We start from the raw sequence: 24,414 nt of genomic DNA, 5'->3' as shown, positions 1-24,414 counted from the left end.
TGGGTACAAATACTTGCAATCAAACGTCGATTTGATCCACGGTTGCCACCAGTCGGTTTGGCAACACCTTGGGAGAGCACGAAATGATTGTACGCAGACTCTATTACTTCCTCAGCTATGTGTGTTTGCCGCTGTCTTTGCTGTTAGGGTTTTTTTGGGCACCGGCGCATTGGTTGCTGATCATCCTGATCCCATACGCTTTGGTTGGCCTGTATGACATGCTGACTACAAAGCATAATGTGCTGAACAATTATCCAGTTCTGGGGCATTTCCGCTACATGCTGGAATTCGTCAGCCCGGAAATCCGTCAGTATTTCGTCGAGACCAACGAAAGCGGGCGTCCCTATAACCGCATCATTCGCAGCCTGGTCTATGCTCGCGCCAAGGGGCAGCTGGATACGCAGGCCTTTGGGACGCAGTATGACGTCATGAAGGTTGGCTATCATCGTGCCAATCATTCGCTTGCGCCCAAAGAGGTGGACGAAAGTGAAGGACGTGTGATGCTGGGCGGACCGCAATGCACCAAGCCGTATAATGCGTCACGCCTGAACGTATCCGCCATGAGTTTCGGCGCGCTTAGCGCCAATGCGATCCGGGCATTGAACGGCGGTGCTAAGGATGGTGGCTTTGCACATAATACGGGCGAGGGTGGTCTTTCTCCGCACCATCTGGCCGAAGGGGGCGATATCATCTGGCAGATCGGCACCGGTTACTTTGGATGCCGCACGATGGAAGGTACCTTCGACAAGGATAAATTTGCTGAAAAAGCCCAAAAGGATGTGGTTAAAGCGATTGAAATCAAACTGTCACAGGGCGCAAAACCGTCCCATGGTGGGGTGCTGCCTGCGGCCAAGGTGGATAAGGAAATTGCCGAAATCCGCCATGTACCCGAGCATCAGGACGTCATATCCCCGCCTACCCACTCGGCCTTTGACGGCCCAACAGGTCTGATGCATTTCGTGCAACACCTGCGTGAAATGTCTGGTGGTAAACCTGTCGGGTTCAAGCTTTGCATTGGCCGCCCCTCCGAGTTTATGGCGCTCTGCAAAGCAATGTTGGAAACAGGCATACTGCCCGACTTTATCACCATTGATGGTGCCGAAGGCGGCACAGGCGCCGCCCCGGTCGAATTCACCAACCGTCTTGGCATGCCACTGAACGAGGCGTTGATCTTCGTCAATAATTGCCTGCGTGGTGCAGGTCTGCGTGACAAGATACGGATCATCTGCTCGGGCAAGGTAGCCACGGGCTATGATATGGTCGAGAAATTTGCACTGGGTGCCGATATGTGCAACGCCGCGCGGGCGATGATGTTTGCAGTGGGCTGCATCCAGGCGTTGCATTGCAATACGAACCGTTGCCCGTCAGGTGTGGCCACACAGGATCCGATCCGGGGTCGCGCGGTGAACGTACCGCAAAAGCGGGTTCGCGTGCACCGCTTTCATGACGCGACGCTGGAAAGCTTTCGCGAGCTTTTGGGTGCTATGGGCAAGGAAAAAGTATCTGAGCTGCACCCAAGCGATATCCGCTGCCGCAACGCAGATGAACATGAAAGATCTTATGCCGAAATGTACACTCTGATTGATGAAGGTGCCTTGCTGGCCGATACGCCCCCCGAAGTTTTTGCAGCGGATTGGAAAATGGCCTCGGCTAATCATTTTTAATTTTTTCGATCCGTCGCCAAGGATTGACCTTTCCGGTCCGTCTTACTCATCGTGATGCGTATGACAACATCGGACGAGGATCTGGCCAAAGCTGCCGCAAAAGGGGACGCGGATGCGTTCGCGGCCCTTTTGGCGCGGCATTACGATCGGATTTTCCGTTTGGCCTTTCGGTTGTGCGGGCGCGGTGATCAGGCCGAGGATCTGACGCAGGATATCTGTGCCGCCATGCCGGCCAAGATTTCTGGATTTAGAGCGCAGGCCAAATTCACCACCTGGCTTTACCGGGTTGTCGTCAACGCTGCCGAAGATGCGCGCCGACGTCAGGCCAGCCATAGCCGTGCTGCGGTGGGGTGGGGCGATGTCGAGCAAATGCGCCGGGCCGAAGCTGCGGAGACAGCCGAAGCCGTTGATTGGCTACAGCGGGCCATGTGCGCGTTGCCGCAAGAATTGCAGGACACCTTGGCCCTGACGCTTGAGGACGAGATGACCCATGCCCAGGCGGCTGAAGTTCTCGGTGTGTCCGAAGGCACAGTGTCCTGGCGCATGTCGGACATCCGCAAACGCCTGCGTGCCTTGCGGCAAGAGGAGCTGGCTTAATGACAGACGATCTTGATGATTTCAAAACCTTGATGAACGCCGCCACGCCCGCGCCGGATGCGCAGCGTCGGACGGAAAATCTGGAACAGGCGCAGAAAAATTTTGCTCACGTCCAAGGATCGCGCCCCGCCATGCGTCCGACTGTTAAGCGCGGCTCAGCAGCCCGCCTGACAGAAGGAGCGAAATCCATGTTGAATGCCCTCTCAACCCGTGGTGCCCTGACCGCGACAACCGCAATTGCCGCTGTGGCACTGGTCATGATCGTACCGCAGACACGGGAGTATGTGGTGAACCCGACCTCGTGGACAGAAAGCCGGGCGAACTTACCACAGATCGACACGACGGAAGCCGATGACGGTGCCAATTTGTCGGCAGGTTTGTTTGATGGAACCCTTGAAGAGCCAGTTGTCGAAGCCCCGGTTGTGGTCGAAGAAGAAATCGCACCCGCCCCGGTGCTTCAACCGACTGTAAGGTCCGGTGGCTTGGATGCCCAGAACAGTAAGCGCACTGCGACCACCAGCGGCGCGCTCTATGGTGCCGCCGAATCCGTAGCCCCCGTTGATATTCAGGGCCAGGTGGGTTTTGCCCCTGAGCAGAATACCGAAGCTTATGCTAATTCCGATACCAACCCGCTGAAGGTTACGGCCGAAGACCCCGTGTCGACATTTTCAATTGATGTCGACACAGCATCGTATTCGATTGTCCGGTCCTCACTGATGCGCGGTCAGTTGCCGCCAAAAGACGCGGTTCGTGTGGAAGAGATGGTGAATTACTTCCCTTACAGCTATCCCGCGCCCGAAGGCGATTTGCCGTTCCGCCCAACGATTGCGGTGACCCCGACACCTTGGAACGAGGGTACGCAGCTGGTTCATATTGGCATTCAGGGTGCGTTGCCCCAGATCGAGGATCGCCCGCCGCTGAACCTTGTCTTTCTGATCGACACGTCAGGTTCGATGCAGAATGCCGATAAGTTGCCCTTGCTGAAACAGTCCTTTCGCCTGATGCTGTCGGAGCTGCGGCCCGAGGATCAGGTGTCGATCGTCACTTATGCGGGCAGCGCCGGTCAGGTGTTGGAGCCGACGACGGCGTCCGAACGGACCAAGATTCTGAATGCTCTGGACCAGTTGGAGGCCGGTGGCTCGACCGCCGGGCAGGCCGGGTTGCAACAGGCTTATCAAGTGGCCGAAGGGATGGCAGCGGACGGAGAGGTTACTCGGGTCATCCTGGCCACCGATGGTGACTTCAACGTTGGGCTGTCTGATCCCAACGCCCTGAAGGATTTCATCGCCCGAAAACGGGACAGTGGCACGTTCCTAAGTGTTCTGGGATTTGGCAGGGGCAATCTGGATGACGCGACGATGCAGGCGCTGGCGCAGAATGGAAACGGACAGGCAGCTTATATCGACACTCTGAGCGAGGCGCGCAAAGTTCTGGTCGATCAGCTGACCGGCGCGCTGTTTCCGATTGCAAATGACGTCAAGATACAGGTCGAATTCAACCCTGTGCAGATCGCGGAATACCGCCTGATCGGGTATGAAACCCGCGCTTTGCGGCGCGAGGATTTCTCCAACGATAAGGTAGACGCGGGCGATATCGGTGCGGGTCACACTGTGACAGCGATTTACGAAGTGACGCCTGTGGGATCGGATGCCATTCGTAATGGCCCTTTGCGCTATGCGGAACAGACCGTGTCAGATGATTCAGACGAGATCGGGTATTTCAAACTGCGGTACAAAACTCCGGGCGCTGTAGAAAGCCAGCTGATCGAGCAGCCGATCCTGCAGGGACAGGGGCGCGTGACCGAAGATGTACAATTCTCATACGCCATCGCGGGACTTGGGCAATTGCTGCGAGGCGGAGAATACCTGAGCTCGTGGTCCTATGCGGATGCAATTGCACTTGCCAATGGGGCAAAGGGCGAAGATCCGTTCGGATACCGCGCCGAAGCCATCACTTTGATGCGTTTGGCCCAGACACTTTCCCAATGACACTTGTATGCGGGCGCTGAATATTGAAGGCGCCCGTTTTCCTACCCTAAAACCGATCAGAATTGTTCGCGGCGTGGGTGTTGATCCTGCGCACACTCCATTCCACCGCATCCCGCATGGTCTTGCCTAGCGCATCATCAAACGCTCGGACCAGATCAGGGGTTTTATCGCTGGCGGCGACCACATATTCCCGGAAGGAATCTGACGCGATGATCTTGTCTTCGAATTCGTCGATGATCTTGATGTTCATGCGGACTTCGACCCGTACGGTTGACGATCCGTCATCCTCGGCGATCACAAGGCCTTGAAATTCCCGCAAGTCCGGAACGATGACATAGTCCGCGCGCAGCCCCACAGTCGATCGACCAACGGCAGCCACCTTGCCGCTGTTTTCATAACTTTCCACCAACAACGCCTGAACGATCAGCGGGGCGCGGTCCACCCAGCGCGCCCGTGGCAGATACTGAACCTGCAGCGGTGTAGGTTGAATCGCAATCTGATCAGTGTTGACGGCTGCGGTGGCGGTCGGTTCCTGCACCACGACCTGTTTTTGAATGCGCGGTAACGAGGACGAAAACGTGCTTTTCGGGGTCAACAAGTACAAATCATTAGGCTTGGACGCCTGCCTGAGCGTTCCCAGCCCCGCGCATCCCCCAAGCGACATCAGGGCGAGAACCACAAGAAAATGCCTGATCATTGGCGAAACTCCGATGCTTGGGTTCCAAGAAGGAAACGCGCGGGATCCCGTTCGACCTTGTCCACCAGACGATCCAGGCTGATGACCAGTCGTTGCGATTCCTCGATAAAGCGGGTGAATTGCGGCAGACCGACCCGCAGGAAATCGGACAGCTGACGGCGGTTGTCCTGGACAATACCGTCGATGGTTCCCAGCAGTTCCGAGGCGGATTGCGATGCGCTGAGGATATCGGCCGATATGTCGTCCAGACGTTGGGTGACGTTCTTCACTGTCGCGGACACCTCATTTGCGGCTGTGCGGATGTCGTTCATAACCGTGCCGACGTCTTCTGTAATGACTTTGTTGGCCGAGTCAAAGGCACGTTCTGCCGAGGTCAGCGTGCCTTTTGCCGTGTCCATGGCTCCCGTGATTGACCCCAGCGTTTTATTTGCGTTCAAAAATGTCTCGGTGATGGTCGCCAACGAGACTTCGGCCTCGCTTGTCAGACCGTTCAGATTCTCGGCCAGGTTCGTAGCGCGTTCGATGAAGGGCCTGATATCTTCCTGAATTAAGCGATCCGCTGTTTCGATTGTGACCTTGGCGCCGTCCAAAGTCGCCGTCGCGGATTCAGATGCGGTTTTCACGCTTTTCAGCGTATCTGTTCCGGTCGTCAGGGTCGTTTGGGCCGTATCGGCCAACTGATCCAGTCGATCCGTAAAGTCGCCCAGCTTTTTGGCGGCACCGCCAAGATCCGTCGACAGATTTTCGAAATCCGAAAGCGTTTTTTCTAACTTGCCCGAAGCGGATGCAAGATTGTCGAGAATGTCGCTGACGTATTTGCGGTTCTTGTCATCGACTACGGCATTGAGGTTTTCCAGCAGGGTGACGGCCTCATCCAGCACCTTTGGGGCACCTTCAAACAGCGATTGGATGGCGCTGCGTTTGCTTTTGATTACGCTGTCCTGTGGCAACCGTTTGCCGCTGGCGGATCCTCCGGTCAGTTCCACGTAACTGACACCTGTAACACCAAGAGATTGCAACTGGGCAATTGTATCCTCGGTGACGGGAATGTCTGCGTCGACCTCTAACCGGACTCGTACCTTGGACGGATCGTTCTCGTCCAAATTTAGTGAAATGACCTGACCGACAGGTAGACCGTTGTAACTGACGCCGCCGGCGGCGGACAACCCCGACACATTATCGAACAGCACATCGTAATAGGCGTATTGCCGTGACACCTCGAATTTCGCCAGCCAAAGGAAAAAGCCGAATGCGCCAAGGATACCCGCAAGGGTGAAGGCGCCAATCAGGATATAGTTCGCTCGGGTTTCCATGGTCTCTACCTGTCCTACCCCTTCTCTTGCGCCGCGCGCGCCCGGGGGCCGGTGAAGTATTCCTGCACCCAAGGATGGTCGACTTTGGTCATTTCTTCAATCGGTCCTTCAACCAGAACGCGTTTTTCGGCCAGAACTGCGACACGATCGCAAATGGCGTACAGGCTATCGAGATCATGCGTGACCATGAAGACGGTTAACCCCAGTGCGTGTTGCAATTCGCCGATCAATTCGTCATAGGCGGCGGCCCCGATCGGGTCCAATCCGGCGGTGGGTTCGTCCAGGAACACGATTTCGGGGTCCAGTGACAATGCGCGGGCCAAGGCTGCGCGCTTGCGCATCCCACCGGACAATTCAGATGGAAACTTGCCGCAGCTTAGCGCCGGAAGCCCGACCAGACTGATTTTCAGGTTTCCAAGGGCGCACATCAGCTTTTCGCTTAGGCCGGTATGCTCGCGTAGCGGGGCCATCACGTTCTGCAAAACGGTCAGCGATGAAAACAAAGCGCCATCCTGAAAGGCCACGCCCCAATGCCGTTCAATGCGTCGGCGTTCCTGCTCGGGGCCGTTCAAGACATCGACGCCCAGAACCTCGATACTGCCCGCGGCCGGCGTGTTCAGCCCCACAATCGTGCGCAGCAAGACTGACTTGCCGGTACCCGACCCGCCAACGATGCCCAACACCTCGCCGCGCCAGACATCCAGATTGAGGTTCTGATGCACCACCTGCGACCCGAACTGGTTGGTCAGGTTGCGCACGCGGATCACCGCCTCGCGCTGAGCGCCGGTTTCTGAGGTCTTCTCAAGCACGGAACCGTCCATGTCAGACCTCCAGCACCGAGAAGAAGATCGAGAACAGCGCATCCAGTGCAATCACCATAAAGATCGACTGCACCACCGAGGCCGTTGTTCTTTGGCCGACGCTTTGGGCTGATCCTTTGACCTGCATTGCTTGCCAGCAGGCGATGACGCCGATGACCACCGCAAAGAACGGGGCTTTGATCATGCCGATGGCAAAGTGCCAAATACCCGTGCTTTCCTTCAACCGGGTTACGAACATGCCGGGGCTGATGCCAAGATCAATCCAGCTCATCAGCCCACCACCGATCAAGGCGGCCATATCCGCAATGAAACCCAGGATCGGCAACATGATCAGCAACGCCACGACGCGCGGGATCACCAGCACCTCGATCGGGTCCAGACCCAGAGTGCGCATGGCGTCGATCTCTTCCTGTACTTTCATCGAGCCGATAGACGCGGTGAATGCCGATCCTGATCGGCCCGCAACAATGATGGCCGTCAGCAGGATTCCCAACTCGCGGAGCACCGAGATCGAGATCAGTTCGACCACGAAGATCTCGGCCCCGAATTGTTTCAGCTGGGTGGCACCCTGAAAGGCCAGCACAACGCCGATCAAAAAACCCATCAGGGCAACAATCGGAATGGCCCTGAAACCCGTTTCCTCCATCTGGGACACTAGTGCTGCTTGGCGCAGCCGCCACGGCTTGACGATGGTGCGGGCCAGCCGATGCAGAGTCAGGCCCAGAAATCCTAGAACCGAAAGGGTATCTTTCCAGGCCCCTGCGGTACGCTGACCAACGCTGGCGACCCAGTCGATAAAACTGCGGTGCACGGCTTCGATGCCCGGATCGTCAGGTATATTTTTGGCGACAGTATCGAGCAGGGCGGACTGGGCCGGGCTTAGTCCTTCGAACCGGACCTGGGCGCCCACGGCCCGGTTTCGCCGGGCCAGGTCGGCAATCAGCCATGCACCGCCGGTGTCCAGCGCTTCGACCTGAGACAGGTCAAATGTGATGTCACCGCCCTGTGGTTGCACGGCAGCAAAAGCCTGTTCAACAGAGGCCAAAGATTTGGTCAGCAATTCACCTGAAATACGCAGACAGACGCCGTTGGCGTCCTTGTCCGAATGTATCATGGGCTGCGTCATGGGCGTATGTGATGTGAAACCATGTTGTTCTGCAACGGATTTTTGTGCGGTAGGTAGATTTGCCGCCGCACCATAGCAGGGGTGTGACAATTTAGGTCCGACAGATGACAGCCAAGCGTGTCAGCCGTCAACAAGCCTGTACAATATCGGTATGATCATCGGCTTGCCGAGACCACAGAACCAAGTCAAAGTCCGCAGCGGAAACGCCTCGTTGGAATCAAGGTAAGTGTCATGAAGCACGCGGGAAATGTCCTGTTCATCATCATTGATCAGTTGCGGGCGGATTGCCTGAACGGTGCCCTTGCGGGCCACGTCGATCTACCGAATTTGCGGGCGTTCATGGATGAGGCCGTGACGTTCGACCGCCACTTCTCGGTGACCAATCCCTGTGGGCCCTCAAGGGCCTCGATCCTGACCGGGCAGTATGCGATGAATCATCGTTCGGTCCGCAACGGTACTCCGCTAAGGCATGATACGCCAAATATCGCGACCGAGATGCGTAAGGCCGGCTATCTGCCTATGTTGTTTGGCTACACCGACACCTCAGCCGATCCGCGCGTGCATGATGCTGGTGACCCGGTTCTCAAATCTTATGAAAATCCGATGGCCGGGTTTGATGAAATCGTCGAGATGCGGTTAGAGGAATCCTACCCGTGGCGATCCCACCTGATGCAGAAGGGGTACTGCTTTGACGACTATTGGGACGTCCACAAGCCGGTATCACCGACCGGAGGCGCGCCGCGTCTGAATGACCCGGCCCTGTACCGGGCCGAGGACAGCGATACCGCGTTTCTGACTGACACATTCCTGAACAGTCTCGCCCCACTCCAGGATCAGAACTGGTTTGCCCACCTGACTTACATCCGGCCACACCCACCGCTGGTAGCGCCGGAGCCGTATAACAGGATGTACGATCCAGCGTCATTGCCCCCGCCTGAGGGTCTTGAAGATGCCTCCGAAGAACGGGCGATGCATCCTTTCTTTGGCCCGACGATGGATAAGCAGACGGCGGCGGATTTCGTACTGGGGTTCGATCATGTTGACCCCACGGTCGAGAATATTCAGACGCTGCGCTCGGTCTATCTGGGGCTGGCAACAGAAGTGGATCACCATATTGGCCGTGTTGTTCAGTTCCTGAAAGACAGCGGTCAATACGACGATACGCTGCTGATAATCACCGCCGATCACGGCGAAATGCTGGGTGATCGTCACAGCTGGGGCAAGATGACGGTCTATGACGCGGCCTATCATACGCCGCTGATGATCCGGCTGCCGGGGAATGAAGCGCAGGCTGGCAAGGTGGTGTCCGCGCCGACCGAGTCCATCGATATCACCCCAACGATCCTTGAATGGGTTGGTCAGCCGGTTCCGAATGCGATGGATGGTCGGTCCCTGTTGCCGCTGCTGCGTGGTGGTGTGCCCGAGGACTGGCGTAAGTACTCCTGCAGTGAACTGGATTTCTCGGAACCGGAAAGCCCTACGCTGTGGCAGCGACAACTGGGGACGGGCAACAGCGACTCGTGCCTGGGTGTTCTACGTGACGACAGGTTTACTCTGGTCGAATTCGCGGCAGACCTGCCACCACTGTTGTTTGATCACGACGGTAAGGGCGAGTTAGAGGACGTTGCTAGCAATCCCGATTACGCGGCGGATCTTGCGCGCCTGGGGCGGCAGATGCTGCGGCATCGGATGCGAAACATGGACCACACGCTGTCGTTGCATTCCATCACCTCGGATGGGGCAAAATCCAAACCTCGGTACTGATCCAATCTGTCCTCTACACCTGTGACGAAACCGATGCTACGCATGGTTCGCGGAGAGGATGAATTTGGACATAAACGAGCAACAGATAAAGTCGATGACCAGCGCGGGTCTGAACCTGATCGGTCAGGCCCTGTCGATCTATGACAGCCAGTTGCGGCTGGTGGTCAGTAACCGGCGTTTTCAGGACATGTTCGATCTGCCGGATGAACTGGTGCAGCCCGGTGCCCTGTTCGCCGATACGATCCGCTTTCTGGTTACACAGGGTGAATATGGCGCTGTCGATGATGTTGATGACGCGGTTGATCAGCGGGTGCAGCAGGCCCTGACGTTTGAGCCCCATTATATGGAGCGCGTCCGCGCCAACGGGCGTGTGATTTCGGTCGAAGGCGCGCCCTTGCCCAAAGGCGGTTGGGTGTCTGTCTATACCGATATCACCGACACCAAACAGGCCGAGGCATTACTGCGCGCCCGCTCCGAAGAGCTGTCGGGTCAATTGCTGGACCGGGCCGAAGAGCTTTCGGCCACCAACCGTAAACTCGCCGCGACCAACGCCGCACTGGAAGAAGCCAAGCGCCAGCTGACCGAAATCGAAGCCCGCACGCGCATGACGACTGAGATGATGCCAGCTCATATCGCCCATCTTGGCCCGGACGGGAGGTATGACTACTCCAACCGGAGGCTCAGCTCGGTCATGCCGGGCCGTCCGTCTGAAATTCTGGATATGCATATCTCAGACGCGTTGGGTGCTACGGCCTTTACTCGTGTGGAACCTTTCTTGCTTAAAGCCTATGGCGGTAACACTTCGGTGTTCGAGTTTACCGAAGATCAGGATTCCCGCCGTATCCGAGTGTCATTCTCGCCAGATGGCGAGGGTGGTGTCTATGTGATGTCTGTCGATATCACCGAGGAAACTCAGGCACGTGTGGCCCTACAACAGACACGGCGCCGGGCCATGGCTGCACAGATGACCAGCGGGCTGGCGCATGATTTTTCGAACCTGCTGACGATTATTCTAGGCATGCAGTCTCGGCTAGATAAGATGGATTTGCCCGCAGATGCGCGCGAGTTGGTGGCTGCCACGCAGCAAACTGCACGTCGGGGCGGGCAATTGTTGAACCGGATCGCGGATATGACCGGTAACCGAACGTTCCAACCCAAGGCAACGGATATGCGCGGTCTGATAGAAGACTTGCGGGTCCTCGCCTCTCCATCCTTGCCGCGTGGCGTGGGATTGTCGGTGGTCAACACTTTGCCGGACGAGGCGTTGATGCTGGACCCGGGGATGGTGCAGGACGCGCTGTTGAACCTTGTTCTGAACGCGCGGGATGCCTGTGGCGGGTTTGGTCAGGTGACGATCAGTGCGCATAAGATAGGTGAGATTTGGATTGAGATTGCGGTCACGGACACCGGGCCGGGTTTTTCCGAGGAAGGTTTGGAAAAGGCTCTGAATCCTTTCTTTACGACCAAGGGCAGCAAAGGGTCGGGGCTGGGCCTGCCGATGGTTTATGATACGGTGAAGCTAGCAGGAGGGGACCTGAACCTGCGCAATACACCGTCAGGCGCTGCGGTGGCTATGCGTCTGCCTTGTCGTCCTGCTCCGCCGGTACAGGATGGTCTTGTTCTGCTTGTCGAAGACAATGATGATCTGCGCGGACAGTTCCGGGATATGCTGGTAGATCTTGGCTGTTCGGTGATCGAGGCGACATCGGTCGCCGAAGCGTTGGCCTTGACGGCGGATATTGACGACATCGCAATGGTGCTGTCAGACATTCGCCTGGAAGGGCAGGGGACGGGGCTTGATCTTCTGGCGCAGTTGAAACCAGGACTGACGTGTATTCTGATGACTTCATTACCTTATTCCGATCCGCTGCACCGCCAGGCGCTGACTCTGGCGCCGGTCCTGAGAAAACCGTTTACGCGGGCGCAACTGTCCGCCCTGATCCGAACCGAGGCCGCCTGATGACGCAACCGCTGGTCACCATTGTTGACGATGAGCCCGAAATCCGGCGTGTTCTGACCGACGCGCTGGAAGAGGCTGGGTTCCGCACCCAAAGTTTTGCCCGCGCGCGGGAGTTCGAGGCAGCACTGAAGCGCGTGACGCCGGACGTGTGTTTGGTTGACCTGTCTCTGCCAGATACAGACGGATTGGCGCTTGTGCACCGACTGGCACTGGAACAGGGGGCGGCGGTGATCATCATCTCGGGCCGTGCGCAAGTGCAGGACCGAGTGACAGGGCTTGAGCTTGGTGCGGATGACTATATCACCAAGCCTTTTGACCCGGCCGAGGTTGTGGCCCGTATCCGGGCCAGGTTGCGGTCCCCACGACAACAGACCTCGCAGTCGGACGTGGCCGGTTTCAACGGATGGACCGCGCATTTCGACCGTTACGTGCTGGTCGACGGCAGCGGTGCCGAAACCCCTTTCAGCCACGCAGAGGGTGAGGTTTTGCGGTTGTTTTTGGACAGTCCAAAACGGCTGATCAGCCGGTCCCAGATGCAAGAGGCACTGGGCGGTGCCGCAGGCGACAGTTTTGACCGAGCGATGGATGTTCGCATCTCGCGTCTGCGAACAAAACTGGGCGAAGATCCCAAGAACCCGCGGCTGATCAAGACCATCTATGGGGCAGGTTATATTTTTTTGGGGGATGTTGAGTGGCGATAAAACGCCTATCAATAGCCTAAAGATAGGAAAATTTAATGTTCATGGTTGTGAATAATTTAGCAAAACCATATCGCTAGACAAAGGTTAAGGGAAAATTCTGGGCCTGATGTCGGTCGAGAAACATCGCTTTTATATCTGCACGTGGGCTATGGATTCTTGATGTGGTCGCGAATAACTAACATCATCCCGTTCTGCGGTTGCCAGTTCAATGCGGGATGAGACCATGAGGCTGCCGGGTATCGGAACAGCCAAAGGTTTTGGAGAGTAGAATGATCAAAAAAACCTGGGCGAAATGGCAATCTGGTCACATAGGCCGTTTGCTGGGCGAAAGCCTGCGCAGTCAAGGTTGGCTGTATGGAATTTCGATGATTGCCATGGTTGTGGTCGCCGCGACCACAGCCGGTACTGCCTGGATGATGGAGAACATTGTCAACACGATGACCGAACCTGAGATGCGATCCCAGGTATATTTGGTTGCTGGCGCTGTGATTGCTCTGTTTTTCGGCAAGGCGGCCGCGTCATATGTACAGGCGGTGTTCCTGGCACGGGCCGGGAACCGTATCATCGCTATTCAGCAAGAGCGCCTTTATGCCAAGCTGATCAAGCGTGGTGTCGGATTTTTTTCAAGAAACGAATCCTCGAGCCTGTTGCTGCGCGTCACGCAAGGGGCTCAGGCAGCAAAGCGGTTGGTCAATGTTGTTGTAACCAGCTTTGTGCGCGACTTGCTGACGTTGATCGGCCTGGTTTTCGTAATGGTCTACCAGCAACCCTTGCTTTCGGTGCTGTTCTTTGTCGTTGGTCCGGTTGCATTGGTGAGCGTGCGTTTCCTGCTCAAACGTGTTCGCTCGATCATGCGATCCGAGATGGCGGCGCTGTCCGAAATCATCAAAGTACTGCAGGAAACGTCCGGCGGGATTACGATCATCAAGGTCTTTGCCCTTGAAGATCACATGGCTGGCCGTATGAACGGGGCGATCAAATCAGTTGAAAAACGGGCGAATTCGATTTCGAAACTGCAAGCCGTCGCCAGCCCCCTGATGGAATTTCTGGCGGGGCTGGCTATCGCCGGCGTTTTGGTGATCAGCACCATAGGGATCGCAGGAAGCGCTCCGACTACCGCAGGCCAGTTGATGTCCTTTATTACTGCGTTGTTGATGGCTTATGAGCCTGCAAAACGTTTGTCGAAGATGCGTGTGGTCATCGAAACGGCATTGGTGCCGATCGGCATGATGTTTGAATTGCTCGACGAAGAAGAACCGATGCGGGAAAGCCCTGATGCGAAACCGTTGGTTGCTGGTCCAGGTGAAATCCGCCTTAAGGATCTGAGTTTTGGCTATAAGGGAAATGCAAATGTCATATCAGATATGAATGTGACGTTTGAGGCGGGAAAAACAACAGCATTGGTCGGCCAATCCGGTGGCGGTAAGTCTACGATCTTCGGTTTGATCATGCGGTTTTATGATCCGGATAGTGGAACAGTCGAAATTGATGGGCAGGACTTGCAAAGTGCCAGTTTTGCCTCGCTGCGCCAAAAGATATCTTATGTTGGTCAGGAAACGTTTCTGTTTTCAGCTTCAATCATGGATAACCTCAGGTTTGCGCGTCCCGATGCCACTGATGAAGATGTGAAAGAGGCTGCGCGTGCTGCCCATGCACATGAATTTATCAGTAAAACGACGCGTGGGTACGACACGCCGGTAGGTGAGAATGGTGCATTTTTGTCTGGCGGACAAAAGCAAAGATTGGCCATCGCCCGCGCGATTTTGCGCAAATCTGAAATCCTGTTGCTGGATGAAGCCACCAGTGCGCTTGATTCAGAATCTGAGACTCTTGTGAAAACGGCATTGGACAAGCTTACCGAGAATGTCACGACAATTGTTATTGCCCATAGGCTGTCGACCGTGCTCGAAGCGGATAAGATCATCGTCATTCAGGAAGGCCAGGTTATTGAAGAAGGCAACCTGGATACGCTGATCGAAAAGGACGGTATGTTTCGGCAATTGTTTGATCAGCAGTTTAAACAACCCGTGTCGGAAGGGCGGTCCGTTTCACAAGATCCGGTCTAAAACTGAGTCTGTTGATCGGGTGTCGCCTAACCAGCTTTTATTCCCTTAGCGCCCTGTCTTTGACTTTGACAACAGGTTGCAGCAGGTATTCCAAAACTGTTTTTCGTCCAGACAGAATGTCGACCTCGGCGATCATACCGGGGATGATTTCTACGGCCAAACCATCGGCGTCCAGCATTGAGTTGCTGGTTTCAATCTCAACGACGAAAACCTCTTCGTCATTGCGTTCGGACCGCGTGATTGTGTCTGCGCCGATGCGTGTAATCTGGCCACTCAAGGCCCCGTAGCGGGCGAAGTCATAAGCTGTGATCTTGACCTTGACGGTTTGACCGGAATGTAGAAAAGCAATGTCTTCCGGTCGGACATACGCTTCGACAAGCAAGGTGTCGTTCAAAGGAACGATCTCTAGCAGTTCTTCGCCGCTGCGCGCCAATCCCCCGATGGTGCTGCGATGCACCCGGTTCACAATTCCCCGAACTGGAGACCTAACCTGCGCCCGGTCAGCCCGATTGCGCAGCGCAGGCAAGACAGGCTTCAATGCCGCCAGTTCCGTGGTTGCCAATGCCAGATCGGTCAGGGCAGCGCTGCGAAACCGGCTGTGGGTTGCACGAATTCGGTCGTCTATTTCATCCAACCCTGTTTTCAACCGGTTGGTCGCGGCCACGGCCCGCGTCCGACGACCCTCCCATTCTGCCTCACCTCGGCGGAGCGTCAAAAGCGTTGTTGCAGGTTCCATTTGCTTTTCGACCAACGGCTGCATCATTGCGCGCTCTTCTGCCAGCAATCTGAGCGTCTGATCGGCGGTGACACGGTCAACTAGGCCTTCCTCATATTCCTGCTGCCGTTGCTGTCGCTGCCGTTCGAGAATTGCGATTTCAGCCAACAACTCGGATTGGCGCCCTTGATACAACGCAGTTTCCGAACGTACGACCTCGGGGGCGCCTTTGATCAGATTCGGCGAAAACTGCAGCTCAGTCCCGTCTATTTCCGCCTGCAATCGCTGGGTGCGCGCCATTAGGCCGAATGCGCGCTGTTGTTCCTGACCTAGCTGACTGTCGATTTGGGTGGTTTCGAACTCCATCAGCAGCGCGCCTTTTTCCACCACTTGTCCTTCGCGTATTTTCAATGATTGCAAAACACCAGGCTCGGTGGCCTCAATCACCTGAATGTCGGCCGAAGGTACAATCCGGCCATCAACGCGCGTCACATCATCCAATTCCGCCAAATGCGCCCACAGACCCAGTGCAATCAGGCAGGACGCGATCACCAGTAACAACAGAGATCCGCGTATTGGCGAACGCCCGCGCATTTCACGCGCCAATGTGGCAAGTTCAGGATGCCGCGACATTCAGATGCCTCCGTGCTTTGCGGGCATGTTCGGTAAGCAGGCTTTTCGGCCCGTCCGTGCCGATGCGCCCGTCCTCGATCACGATGACCCGATCGACCAATTCCAACAGGCTTGTGCGATGCGTGACTATCACCATTGTTGTGTCCTGCGTCCCCTGCTTGAGACGACGGATTACTTCGGCCTCGGTTTTGACATCCATCGCGCTGGTGGGTTCATCCAGCAACAAAACCGGAGGTCGACCAATCAGCGCTCTTGCCAATGCAATGGCTTGTCGCTGACCACCGGACAGGCCTTCACCCCGCTCGGCCAGTTGCAGGTCATATCCGTTGGGGGAATGTGCAATAAAATCTTCGACTCCGGCTACTTTACCTGCATGGATTAAATCCTGATCCCGCGGTCTGATAGCACCGCTGTTTATGTTTTCACGCACGGTTCCCGAAAACAGCCAAATATCTTGCAGCACCGACCCGACATTTCTACGTAAATCGCCAGGATCAATCTGACGGATATCAGCCCCATCTAACAGAACCGCCCCCGAGCGCGGCTCGTACAGCCCAAGCAACAGGCGGGCCACCGTACTTTTACCAGAGCCAATTGGCCCCAAGATCGCAACTTTCTCGCCCGGTTCAATTGTAAATGACACGCCAGCCAAAGTGTCTTGGGTTTGGTCGGGATAGGAAAAATGTACATCTTTGAACTGAATGCGGCCTTCGAATCCGTTGCGGCTGACCCAGCTACGCCCTTGTGGCCGTTCGCTTTCGGCCTGCATCAGGGCATTTAGACTTCGGTAGGCGCTTCGCGCCTGATTGACGCGTGTCAATGTCTGGGCGAGTTGTCCCAACGGGGCCAAAGCACGCCCTGTCAGCATGACCGAAGCAACCAGCGCGCCCATGCTGGCCTGGCCGTCCGTGATCAGGAAAACACCATAAAAGACGATCAAAACCTGTGCAGCCTGTTGGGTGAATCCTGTCAGATTAAGAGCAAATTGTGTTACCGTGCGGCTTCGTGCCCCATGAGATGATTGCCGTTCAATCGCATTTTCCCAGCGGGTACGCATTTGCCGGCCCGCTGCAGTTGTTTTGATGGTCTCAAGGCCAGAAACCGTTTCCACCAGAACAGACTGCTTGGATTGCCCGTCCGAGAAGCTTTTTTCTGCAAGGCGTGCCAATATCGGTTGCACCGCAAGTCCGGTCAACAAAACGATTGGAACCGCAAGAGCTGGGATCAGCGCCAACGGACCACCGACCAGATGGATGACAAAAACGAACAGGGCGATAAAAGGCAGATCTACCAGCGCAACCAATGTGGCCGAGGTAAAGAATTCGCGCAGGGTTTCGAACTCGCGAATAGTGCTGGCCATGGCCCCGGTCGAGCCGGTACGAGATTTCATCCGGATGGTCAGAACTTGATCAAACACGCGCCGACCCATCAACATGTCAGCCTTTTGACCTGCGTGATCGATGAACCCGGCGCGCAAGAGTTTTAAGATGAAATCGAACCCCAGCGCGAGTCCAACACCTACGGTCAGGGCAATCAGGGATTCTGTTGCTTCGTTCGGCAGAACCCGATCATAGACCACCATAATAAAGATAGAGGTCGACAGACCAAGTAAATTGGCGAGCGCCGCCGCCAGGATCACCTGAATATAGGACCACCGATTCGCAGCCATTGCAGACCAGAACCAATGTCCGGAATACGATGGGGCGCCGGTTGAAACCTCTTCGCGATGGTCGCGGCGGAACAAAATGGCGTAACCGGTGTAATTGCGCCGCAACTTGCCCTCGGAAACTTCGCCGATTCCATTACCGAGGTCGGGATCGAAGACCAAAAGCTGTCCGTCGGGCGAGCGACCGTGATAAACAACGGCTTTGTCATTTTCCAAAAGCAAAAGGGCGGGTGTCAGATTGGCGTCGAAGTCTCGTAATTTGCGTTTGCCATATCCGGCTTGCAGTCCAGCTCTTTGCACAACCTCGATTGCGTTGCGAAGCGTAAGTTCCCCGGAAGGACCCGATTGAGCGGCATGCAGGGTAGCAACTGTCATCGGCCGATCCAGTTGGGCCGCGACATGTAAAAGGCATGTTTCCAACGGCGTAAGCATTGGATCTCCGGGAATTGGCAATAGTTTTGTCATAGACCCTCATTCCAGTTGACCAATGACACCCCCAGCAGATCCAGAATGTCGCCCGTGAGGCTCAGCGCGGCATAGTTGGTCAAGAAGAAACTTTGCTCCGCCAGGATCAACCTTTCCTGCGCGTTCACGTAATCTCTTTGAGCGTCCAGGATTTCGATCAAGCTGCGTCGCCCTATGGTGAACTGCTCTCGTGCTGCGGCAACACTTTCGGCGTTGGCCTGTACCGCAATCCGAGCAGCTTGGAGACGCACAGCACCAGCTTGTTGATCCGAGCGGACAAACTCCAACTCTCGACGGATATCGCGGATCACAGATTCCCGCGTGAATTCAGCTTCTTTGACTTGCGCCTCAGCGGCGGCGATTGACGCGCGGCGCTGCCCCGTACTGTCGATCTCGTAGTTGAAAGACAGGTCAACGCCGTAATTTGCATCATTGCTGTCATCCCGATCCGCAAAGGCTGCGATGTGAACATCAGGCTGGCGCCGTGCTTGAGCAGCGGCTTGTTCGGCTTTTGCCGAGAGCAATGCGGCATCCGCCCGCCGAACCTGAGGGCTGTCCATAATAATCTGAGTATCGGTGCGGGGCAATTTGGGGGCCTCAACAGGAGGGGGCAAGGCCCTCGGAGCTGTGCCGAAGAATTCGCGGAATTGAGCATTCGCACGATCCAACCGGGCTCGAGCATCAGCCAACCGCGTTTGCGCATCAGCCATGCGCGAGCGGGCCGTCAAAACGTCGGCGTTCGACCCCACACCTTGTTCGGTTCGATCTGTGATTTGGCGAACCAAGTGTTCGTGAACCCCGACGTTCCGGGCCGAAATTTCCAGTATTTCCCGCCTGTCGAGAACGACTACATATGCTTCAATTGCCGAAAGCGCGAGGGCGGCGGCCGTTTGTAGCTGATCACCTCTGCCCTCAAGCACGCGGGCTTTTGCGGCGGCCAAGTCATTTGATGCGGCACCACCATCATAAACAAGCTGCGAGATTCGCAGATAGGGTGTGACGTCGGCTATATCCGAGTCGATGCGTTCGGACCGTGCGTTTATGCCGACGGACAATTGCGGTAAAAAAGCCCCTTCGGCTGCGTCCTTATTGGCAGCGGCAAGATCAAGCCGTGTCGCGCTTTGTGCAAGCTCGGGGTTGGTTTCGATCGCGATGCGAATTTTCTGGCCAAATGCACTTTGTACCAGTTGGGGAGAAGAAACATTGGCACCGACGCCTACCGAGCCACGGGAAAGTGATGTCTCGACGCCCACTAGATCGGGTGCTTGTGTGCATGCTGACGATAGTGCAGCAAGCAAGAAACAGGATGCAAACTTAATTCTGCGTTCACGTATTGGCATAGGTGTTTCACACCTCACTGGTTCCGAGGAAATCGTCATTCTGAGCGTTGACCACTGCGTGAAGAAAACCGGAAATGTCTGAACTTTCCGTGTATTTTTCTGGTGTTTTTTGCTGCACAAGCTGTTGTTGAGCTCGTACCAACCACTCGCAGTGCGAAAGGGAAATCTGATGGGCGTGGATCAACAAGAATGCGTCGAATTCGACCAGCTTTAACTTGTCAACTGCCGAAATAGATTTGAGACGTTGAGCTGATATTCCAAACATATTGGATGGCAGATCAACCCCATCATGCGTTGCGATGGGTTCAAATAACCCAAGGCCATTGATTATGCTGCACAGTGCTACTGTTTTCTCCTGCGCCGAAGCACGCGCTTGAAGGAAAGCTTGAACCTCGCGCAAGGCGGGTGAAAGGGTGTCTGTGCCGTCGAAAAATGCTTCGTGGTTTGGATCGTTGCTCAACCGCCCAGATGTTTCGTCCACTTTCAATTGATACAAGGGGGTTTGATCTGCTGAGTTCTGTTTGACGGGTTCTGCCAGAAAAGGGAAACAGCGCAGTTCAGATGGCACATACCCCGCCAACCATCGCCCATCCAGCGATACGAAAGGGTTGGGCGCATAAGGGAAAACAGAAAACAAAACCACGGGCTCAAAGCCCCAAGCTGATTGCTTGAACAGTATCGGAAAACTAGCGGCGGCTTGCCGAACTTCTGGCTGAACTATTGTGCATTCAGTGTGATTGGCCGCAAATTTGTAAGATGTGAAACGTGTCCAGTACTTGTGCCCATGTCGGGAGAAGGTGACTGGAACCTGGCCATTCTGTGCCATACTTGCCCCGTGAAATGAAAAAGCTGCCGCTTGAAAAGAGCGGCAGCCAATATGCGGATCAGGCTGTTGCCCCGGTAGGATCGGTGTGCAGGATGTTGTCTGCGCTGAGACTGCTGAGATCATCCAATCCAGTGAAGTGTGCCACGGTTTCCACCGCTGCAGAGTTCGGAGCGGAATAGTCAACCTTGACGAGAACACTGTCCGTCCCATCGGTCGCCATCACGTAGATCTCGTCACCCGCTTGAACGCCGGTAAGGCTTTCGACGGCGGTTTCGATCGTGTTTTCAGACAGATTACCCAGTGTCGTCGTCAGGCCGACGATCCCGGTATCTGCACCTATCGCATCGCCAACGGCCAGAGTTTCGACATCCGTTCCGTCCCCTCGAAGTGTTCCGATGTTCAGGCCACTGAACATCACGGCATCGGTTGCATCAGTGGCAGGACCAATTGTGAAGCCTGTAACCGTATCCACACCATTTGCCGCCGGGTCAGCTTCGAAGACGATGACATCACGACCGACGTCCGAGACGTCAATCGCATCGTCGCCATCCTGCCCGTGAATGACATTGTCAACGTCAGTCGCAATCAGCGTGTCATCACCATTTGTCCCAATTTGGTAGACACTTGGACCGCCATCCGGTGTTGTGATCGTCAGCTCAATGGGCTGGCTTGGATCTACAACTGTCATCTCGAATGTGACCAGGGGTTGGCTTAGATCCGTGAAAGTGGTCGCCGCGCCGGCAAAGCGGATTACGTCGCCTCCGATCGGGTTGGACACGAAGAAATCAAACGCTCCATTGCCCAGATCCGACCCTGTATCGAAGGTTACGACGGATGGGTCGAAGCCCAGATCTGCCGTCATGGCAAGACCGCTTGAGATATCCCGATCCGGATCCGCGTAGATCTCGAAGGTCACGGTGTTTCCGGTGACGCCGGCCTGTGTGACAACATAGGCGGTGGATTCATGGGCCGTGTTTTCGTCAGTTGCCGTCAAGGGATCCGGGCCGCCGGAAACCGTTGCATCGGCTGCGAAATCAAGATCGTCACCCGCATTGATGCCAGAGAATGCCGAAGCCGGCACGGCCAGAGACCAACTGCCATCTGCACCAACCGTTGCGGACCCAACGGAGCCTCCATTGAGGGTAATATCCACGGCCTGACCCGCACTTAACCCGACGGATGTGCCCGATACGGTAACGCCGGACGCCTGGGCATCGACCACGGAAACAGCGTTGTTTGAGCCAACAGGGTTCACGGTCAATACCGGTCGGAAATCGGTGGTCAGAGTCGTCGTCGCCGGGGTGGCAGGGTTCCCGGCTTGATCGGTCACGCTGGCCGAGATTGGAAAGCCCGTACTGTCCGAAAGGGTGGCCAGATCACCGGCAGGCACAGTTGTGGACCAGGTGCCGCCAGAAGCGGTGCCAGTGTATGTCTGACCATTCAGGGCTACGGAAACAGTTTGGCCATCTTCGGCGCTGGTTGTCCCTGTGATAGTGAGGTCGCTGGTTTGCTCGGTCACGTCCAGTTCGGCTCCGACCGGCAAGGGATCAAGCGTCACTGTCGGCGCGGTGAAATCAGTGACAAAGCTGCCCGTGCCCTGCGTGCTGTTCCCCGCAGTGTCCGAAACTGTTGCCTCCACATCATATGTTATGCCGCCCTGCAACGCGCCCAGATCCGAAGCTGCGGCAGTGTAGGTCCAGGTGCCACCGTTGACTGTAGCGGTGCCGGTCACATCTACCGTTCCATCCGGCTGGACAATTTCGACCGTAACAATCGTACCGTCTGCCGTATCTGAAGTGCCGCTGACTGTCAGGTCTGTACCTTGTTCGGCGGCATTCATGACGGCACCATCCGACAGGCCCGCTATGGTGACAGATGGGGCGGTAAAATCCGTATCAAAGCTGTTGCTGGCCTGGGCAGCCGGATTTCCTGCGGCGTCAGATACATCTGCGGTAACCGGTACGGTAACCCCGTCGGACAATGCGGCAAGATCCGCCGCAGGAACGGTGACGGACCACGCGCCGCCCGAAGCAGTGCCAGTATAGGTCTGGCCGTTCATCGAAACGGTAACAAGCTGTCCGTCCTCAGCGGTGGTAGATCCAGTGATCGTTAGGTCTGTTCCCTGCTCGGTTGCGTTCAGGACAGTCCCGTCCGAAAAGCTGTCAATCGACAAGGCAGGGGCGGTGACATCTTTGGCAAGCGACGCGCTGGCTTGCGGTGCCGCCAACCCATCGGTGTCCGAAACATCGGCTGTTACCGTAAAGCTTCCTCCGTCGGCCAGAGCCGCCAGATCGACGGCTGGCACAGTTACACTCCAACTGCCACCCGAGACCGTGTCGGTGTAGGTCTGTCCATTCAGAGTAACGGTGACCTGCTGCCCGTCTTCCACATTGGCGGTCGTGCCCGAGACTGTCAGATCGGCCCCTATTTCTGCAGCATTCAATGCCCCTCCTACGGATAGCGGAGAAATGGCGACAGACGGGCCCGTCAGGTCCACCGGAACAGAGGCTGAAGCGGGAACCGAGATGTTGCCTGCTGCATCGCTGACTGTGACGTTGACTACAGCTGGAACACCGTTCGTCAGACTGGCCAGATCAGCACTTGGCACGGTTGCGCTCCATGTGCCGCCTGTGGCCGTAGCCGAATAGGTTTGGCCATTAAATGTGACGGTAACCGATTGTCCGTCGACTGCGGTGGTTGATCCCGTCAGGGTCAGATCGCTGCCGATATCAATCAACTCGATCGATCCACCTGAGATCGGATCCAATGTAATCGTCGGAGCGGTAAAGTCTGTTTCAAAGCTAGCGCCCGCCTGCGTTGCAGTATTTCCGGCCTGATCTATGACATCAGCGGTGACTGCAATTGTAGCGCCGTCCGGCAAGGCTGACAGGTCCGCAGCAGGGACGGTCACGCTCCATTGCCCGCCCGTTACTGTGCCCGAATAGGTTTGCCCGTTAAGTGCAACAACTACAGTCTGCCCGTCTTCGGCGTTTGTGCTGCCGGTTACTTGCAGATCGGTGGCTTGTTCAGGGGCATTCATCACTGCGCCGTCCGAAAACCCTGTGATTGTCAGAGTCGGGGGAATAGTGTCCACAGCAAATGTGACAGTTTCGGTGGTGAGTTCGGCACCCTCGGCGTCGAGATTTCGGATTGTCACGGTTTGCACGCCCTGAGGTAAGGCTTCGGCCTCGGCAGAGGTCAGTGAGACGCTCCAGGTCCCATCGTCTGCGGGCGTAACAGTTTTGGTGAGTGAACCGATCGTCACTTCGACAGTTTCGGTGCCCTCTGGGGCAGTAAAGCCGGTGCTGGTGCTGCTCAGCATATTACTTTGCGAGCCCGAAAGATTGAGAATCGGATGGCTAGGAGGAGGTGGAGGAGGGGCAGGCGTTGCATCGTCGTCCCCGCCTCCGCCGCCCCCCCCTGCGGCGGCTGCTGCTCCAGCCAGACCAAGACCGCCCAAAGCTGCGGTCGCCCCGCTCAGGCCCCCGGCAGCAGCGGCGCCCCCTGCTTCGGCGAGACTGAACTGCGCGATCTCGGCAATCGCGCCTTCGGCTATCATGACGGCGCCGCTATCCAGTACCTGAACATTTTCGGCAGCGACGATCATCTTGCGGCCATCGGCCATCTTCAGAAGAACATCGCCATTGTCCAGCAGCTTGACCGAGCGTACCCCGGGAATTGTTTCTGCGAACTGGAACGCATAAAGCTCTTCGATTGTGGCCTGTGCCAGTGCGGGCAGTGCCAAAATCGTCGATCCGAGCCCGCCGACAATGCCACGCCCCGCCCAACGACGCATCTTGCCATCGATCCATTGACGGAGGTTTCGCTTACGTTCGAAATCAGGCTGTGTATCGGCCGGATTGATCTTGGATTCAGGTTCTTTGGTCATCTTGCCCTCACATGTGGTTTCCGCATCTGCCCGACGGGGCCAGGTTTTGTTCATCTGTCTTTCCCTTCGGTGACTCATGCGGTCGGACCAGAAAAAATTGAGTTAAACTGACGCTGAACTCCTCGTTTTCTCCACATTCCAGCTTTGGTTTCGAACCGGGCATCGGATCATCCTGTTGTCAGT

General features: G+C 56.2%; 16 protein-coding genes. 7 read left to right on the top strand and 9 right to left on the bottom strand.

The window, feature by feature from the left end:
- The first annotated feature begins 83 nt into the window (after positions 1-83).
- From RUE5091_RS09210 to RUE5091_RS09200, 3 genes are read left to right on the top strand one after another with little or no spacing between them, the layout of a single operon-like run.
- The gene (locus RUE5091_RS09210; protein ID WP_058281610.1) at positions 84-1,664 is read left to right on the top strand and encodes an FMN-binding glutamate synthase family protein; all 1,581 of its coding nucleotides are present in this window, start codon (positions 84-86) and stop codon (positions 1,662-1,664) included.
- Between the two features lie 60 nt (positions 1,665-1,724).
- The gene (locus tag RUE5091_RS09205; RefSeq protein ID WP_058281773.1) at positions 1,725-2,261 is read left to right on the top strand and encodes an RNA polymerase sigma factor; all 537 of its coding nucleotides are present in this window, start codon (positions 1,725-1,727) and stop codon (positions 2,259-2,261) included.
- Positions 2,261-4,249, top strand: a complete 1,989-nt coding sequence (locus RUE5091_RS09200; protein WP_058281609.1) for a vWA domain-containing protein — start codon at positions 2,261-2,263, stop codon at positions 4,247-4,249. The genes RUE5091_RS09205 and RUE5091_RS09200 overlap by 1 nt, the downstream gene beginning before the upstream one ends.
- A gap of 46 nt (positions 4,250-4,295) precedes the next feature.
- Here RUE5091_RS09200 and RUE5091_RS09195 read toward each other — a convergent pair whose 3' ends face one another.
- The 4 genes from RUE5091_RS09195 to RUE5091_RS09180 are packed head-to-tail and all read right to left on the bottom strand — an operon-like array spanning position 4,296 to position 8,194.
- Entirely contained in the window at positions 4,296-4,946 is a 651-nt protein-coding gene (locus tag RUE5091_RS09195) for an ABC-type transport auxiliary lipoprotein family protein (protein ID WP_058281608.1), read from the bottom strand.
- Complete coding sequence (locus RUE5091_RS09190; protein ID WP_058281607.1) at positions 4,943-6,259, bottom strand: MlaD family protein; 1,317 nt, start codon at positions 6,257-6,259, stop codon at positions 4,943-4,945. The genes RUE5091_RS09195 and RUE5091_RS09190 overlap by 4 nt, the downstream gene beginning before the upstream one ends.
- A gap of 14 nt (positions 6,260-6,273) precedes the next feature.
- Positions 6,274-7,080: an ABC transporter ATP-binding protein gene (locus tag RUE5091_RS09185; RefSeq protein WP_058281606.1), complete on the bottom strand. Its 807-nt coding sequence runs from the start codon at positions 7,078-7,080 to the stop codon at positions 6,274-6,276.
- 1 nt (position 7,081) lies between these two features.
- A complete protein-coding gene (locus RUE5091_RS09180; protein WP_243470747.1) occupies positions 7,082-8,194 on the bottom strand; it encodes an ABC transporter permease in 1,113 nt (370 codons plus the stop codon).
- Between the two features lie 243 nt (positions 8,195-8,437).
- Here RUE5091_RS09180 and RUE5091_RS09175 point away from each other — a divergent pair, with 243 nt between their 5' ends.
- The 4 genes from RUE5091_RS09175 (at position 8,438) to RUE5091_RS09160 (ending at position 14,697) form a co-directional block, all read left to right on the top strand.
- Positions 8,438-9,970: an alkaline phosphatase family protein gene (locus RUE5091_RS09175; protein ID WP_058281771.1), complete on the top strand. Its 1,533-nt coding sequence runs from the start codon at positions 8,438-8,440 to the stop codon at positions 9,968-9,970.
- A 58-nt stretch (positions 9,971-10,028) separates the two neighbouring features.
- Positions 10,029-11,930, top strand: a complete 1,902-nt coding sequence (locus RUE5091_RS09170; protein ID WP_058281605.1) for a PAS-domain containing protein — start codon at positions 10,029-10,031, stop codon at positions 11,928-11,930.
- The gene (locus tag RUE5091_RS09165) at positions 11,930-12,631 is read left to right on the top strand and encodes a response regulator transcription factor (protein ID WP_058281604.1); all 702 of its coding nucleotides are present in this window, start codon (positions 11,930-11,932) and stop codon (positions 12,629-12,631) included. The genes RUE5091_RS09170 and RUE5091_RS09165 overlap by 1 nt, the downstream gene beginning before the upstream one ends.
- A gap of 269 nt (positions 12,632-12,900) precedes the next feature.
- Positions 12,901-14,697, top strand: coding sequence for an ABC transporter ATP-binding protein (locus RUE5091_RS09160; protein WP_058281603.1), 1,797 nt, complete (start codon positions 12,901-12,903; stop codon positions 14,695-14,697).
- 37 nt (positions 14,698-14,734) lie between these two features.
- On the opposite strand, the gene RUE5091_RS09155 is transcribed toward RUE5091_RS09160, so the two are convergent.
- The 5 genes from RUE5091_RS09155 to RUE5091_RS09135 form a co-directional block, all read right to left on the bottom strand.
- Positions 14,735-16,045 carry an HlyD family type I secretion periplasmic adaptor subunit gene (locus RUE5091_RS09155; protein ID WP_058281602.1) on the bottom strand — a complete coding sequence of 437 codons (1,311 nt, stop codon included), beginning with the start codon at positions 16,043-16,045 and terminating at the stop codon, positions 14,735-14,737.
- The gene (locus RUE5091_RS09150) at positions 16,029-18,176 is read right to left on the bottom strand and encodes a type I secretion system permease/ATPase (RefSeq protein WP_243470746.1); all 2,148 of its coding nucleotides are present in this window, start codon (positions 18,174-18,176) and stop codon (positions 16,029-16,031) included. Before RUE5091_RS09150 ends, RUE5091_RS09155 begins: the two co-directional genes overlap by 17 nt.
- Complete coding sequence (locus RUE5091_RS09145; RefSeq protein ID WP_058281600.1) at positions 18,173-19,429, bottom strand: TolC family protein; 1,257 nt, start codon at positions 19,427-19,429, stop codon at positions 18,173-18,175. Before RUE5091_RS09145 ends, RUE5091_RS09150 begins: the two co-directional genes overlap by 4 nt.
- Positions 19,430-19,523: 94 nt before the next feature.
- The gene (locus tag RUE5091_RS09140) at positions 19,524-20,342 is read right to left on the bottom strand and encodes a SapC family protein (protein WP_058281599.1); all 819 of its coding nucleotides are present in this window, start codon (positions 20,340-20,342) and stop codon (positions 19,524-19,526) included.
- A 58-nt stretch (positions 20,343-20,400) separates the two neighbouring features.
- Complete coding sequence (locus tag RUE5091_RS09135) at positions 20,401-24,285, bottom strand: beta strand repeat-containing protein (RefSeq protein ID WP_112297159.1); 3,885 nt, start codon at positions 24,283-24,285, stop codon at positions 20,401-20,403.
- Between the last annotated feature and the right edge of the window lie 129 nt (positions 24,286-24,414).

Source organism: Ruegeria denitrificans (assembly GCF_001458295.1).
GTDB classification, from domain to species: domain Bacteria; phylum Pseudomonadota; class Alphaproteobacteria; order Rhodobacterales; family Rhodobacteraceae; genus Ruegeria; species Ruegeria denitrificans.
This window is presented reverse-complemented; position numbering and strand designations above follow the sequence as displayed.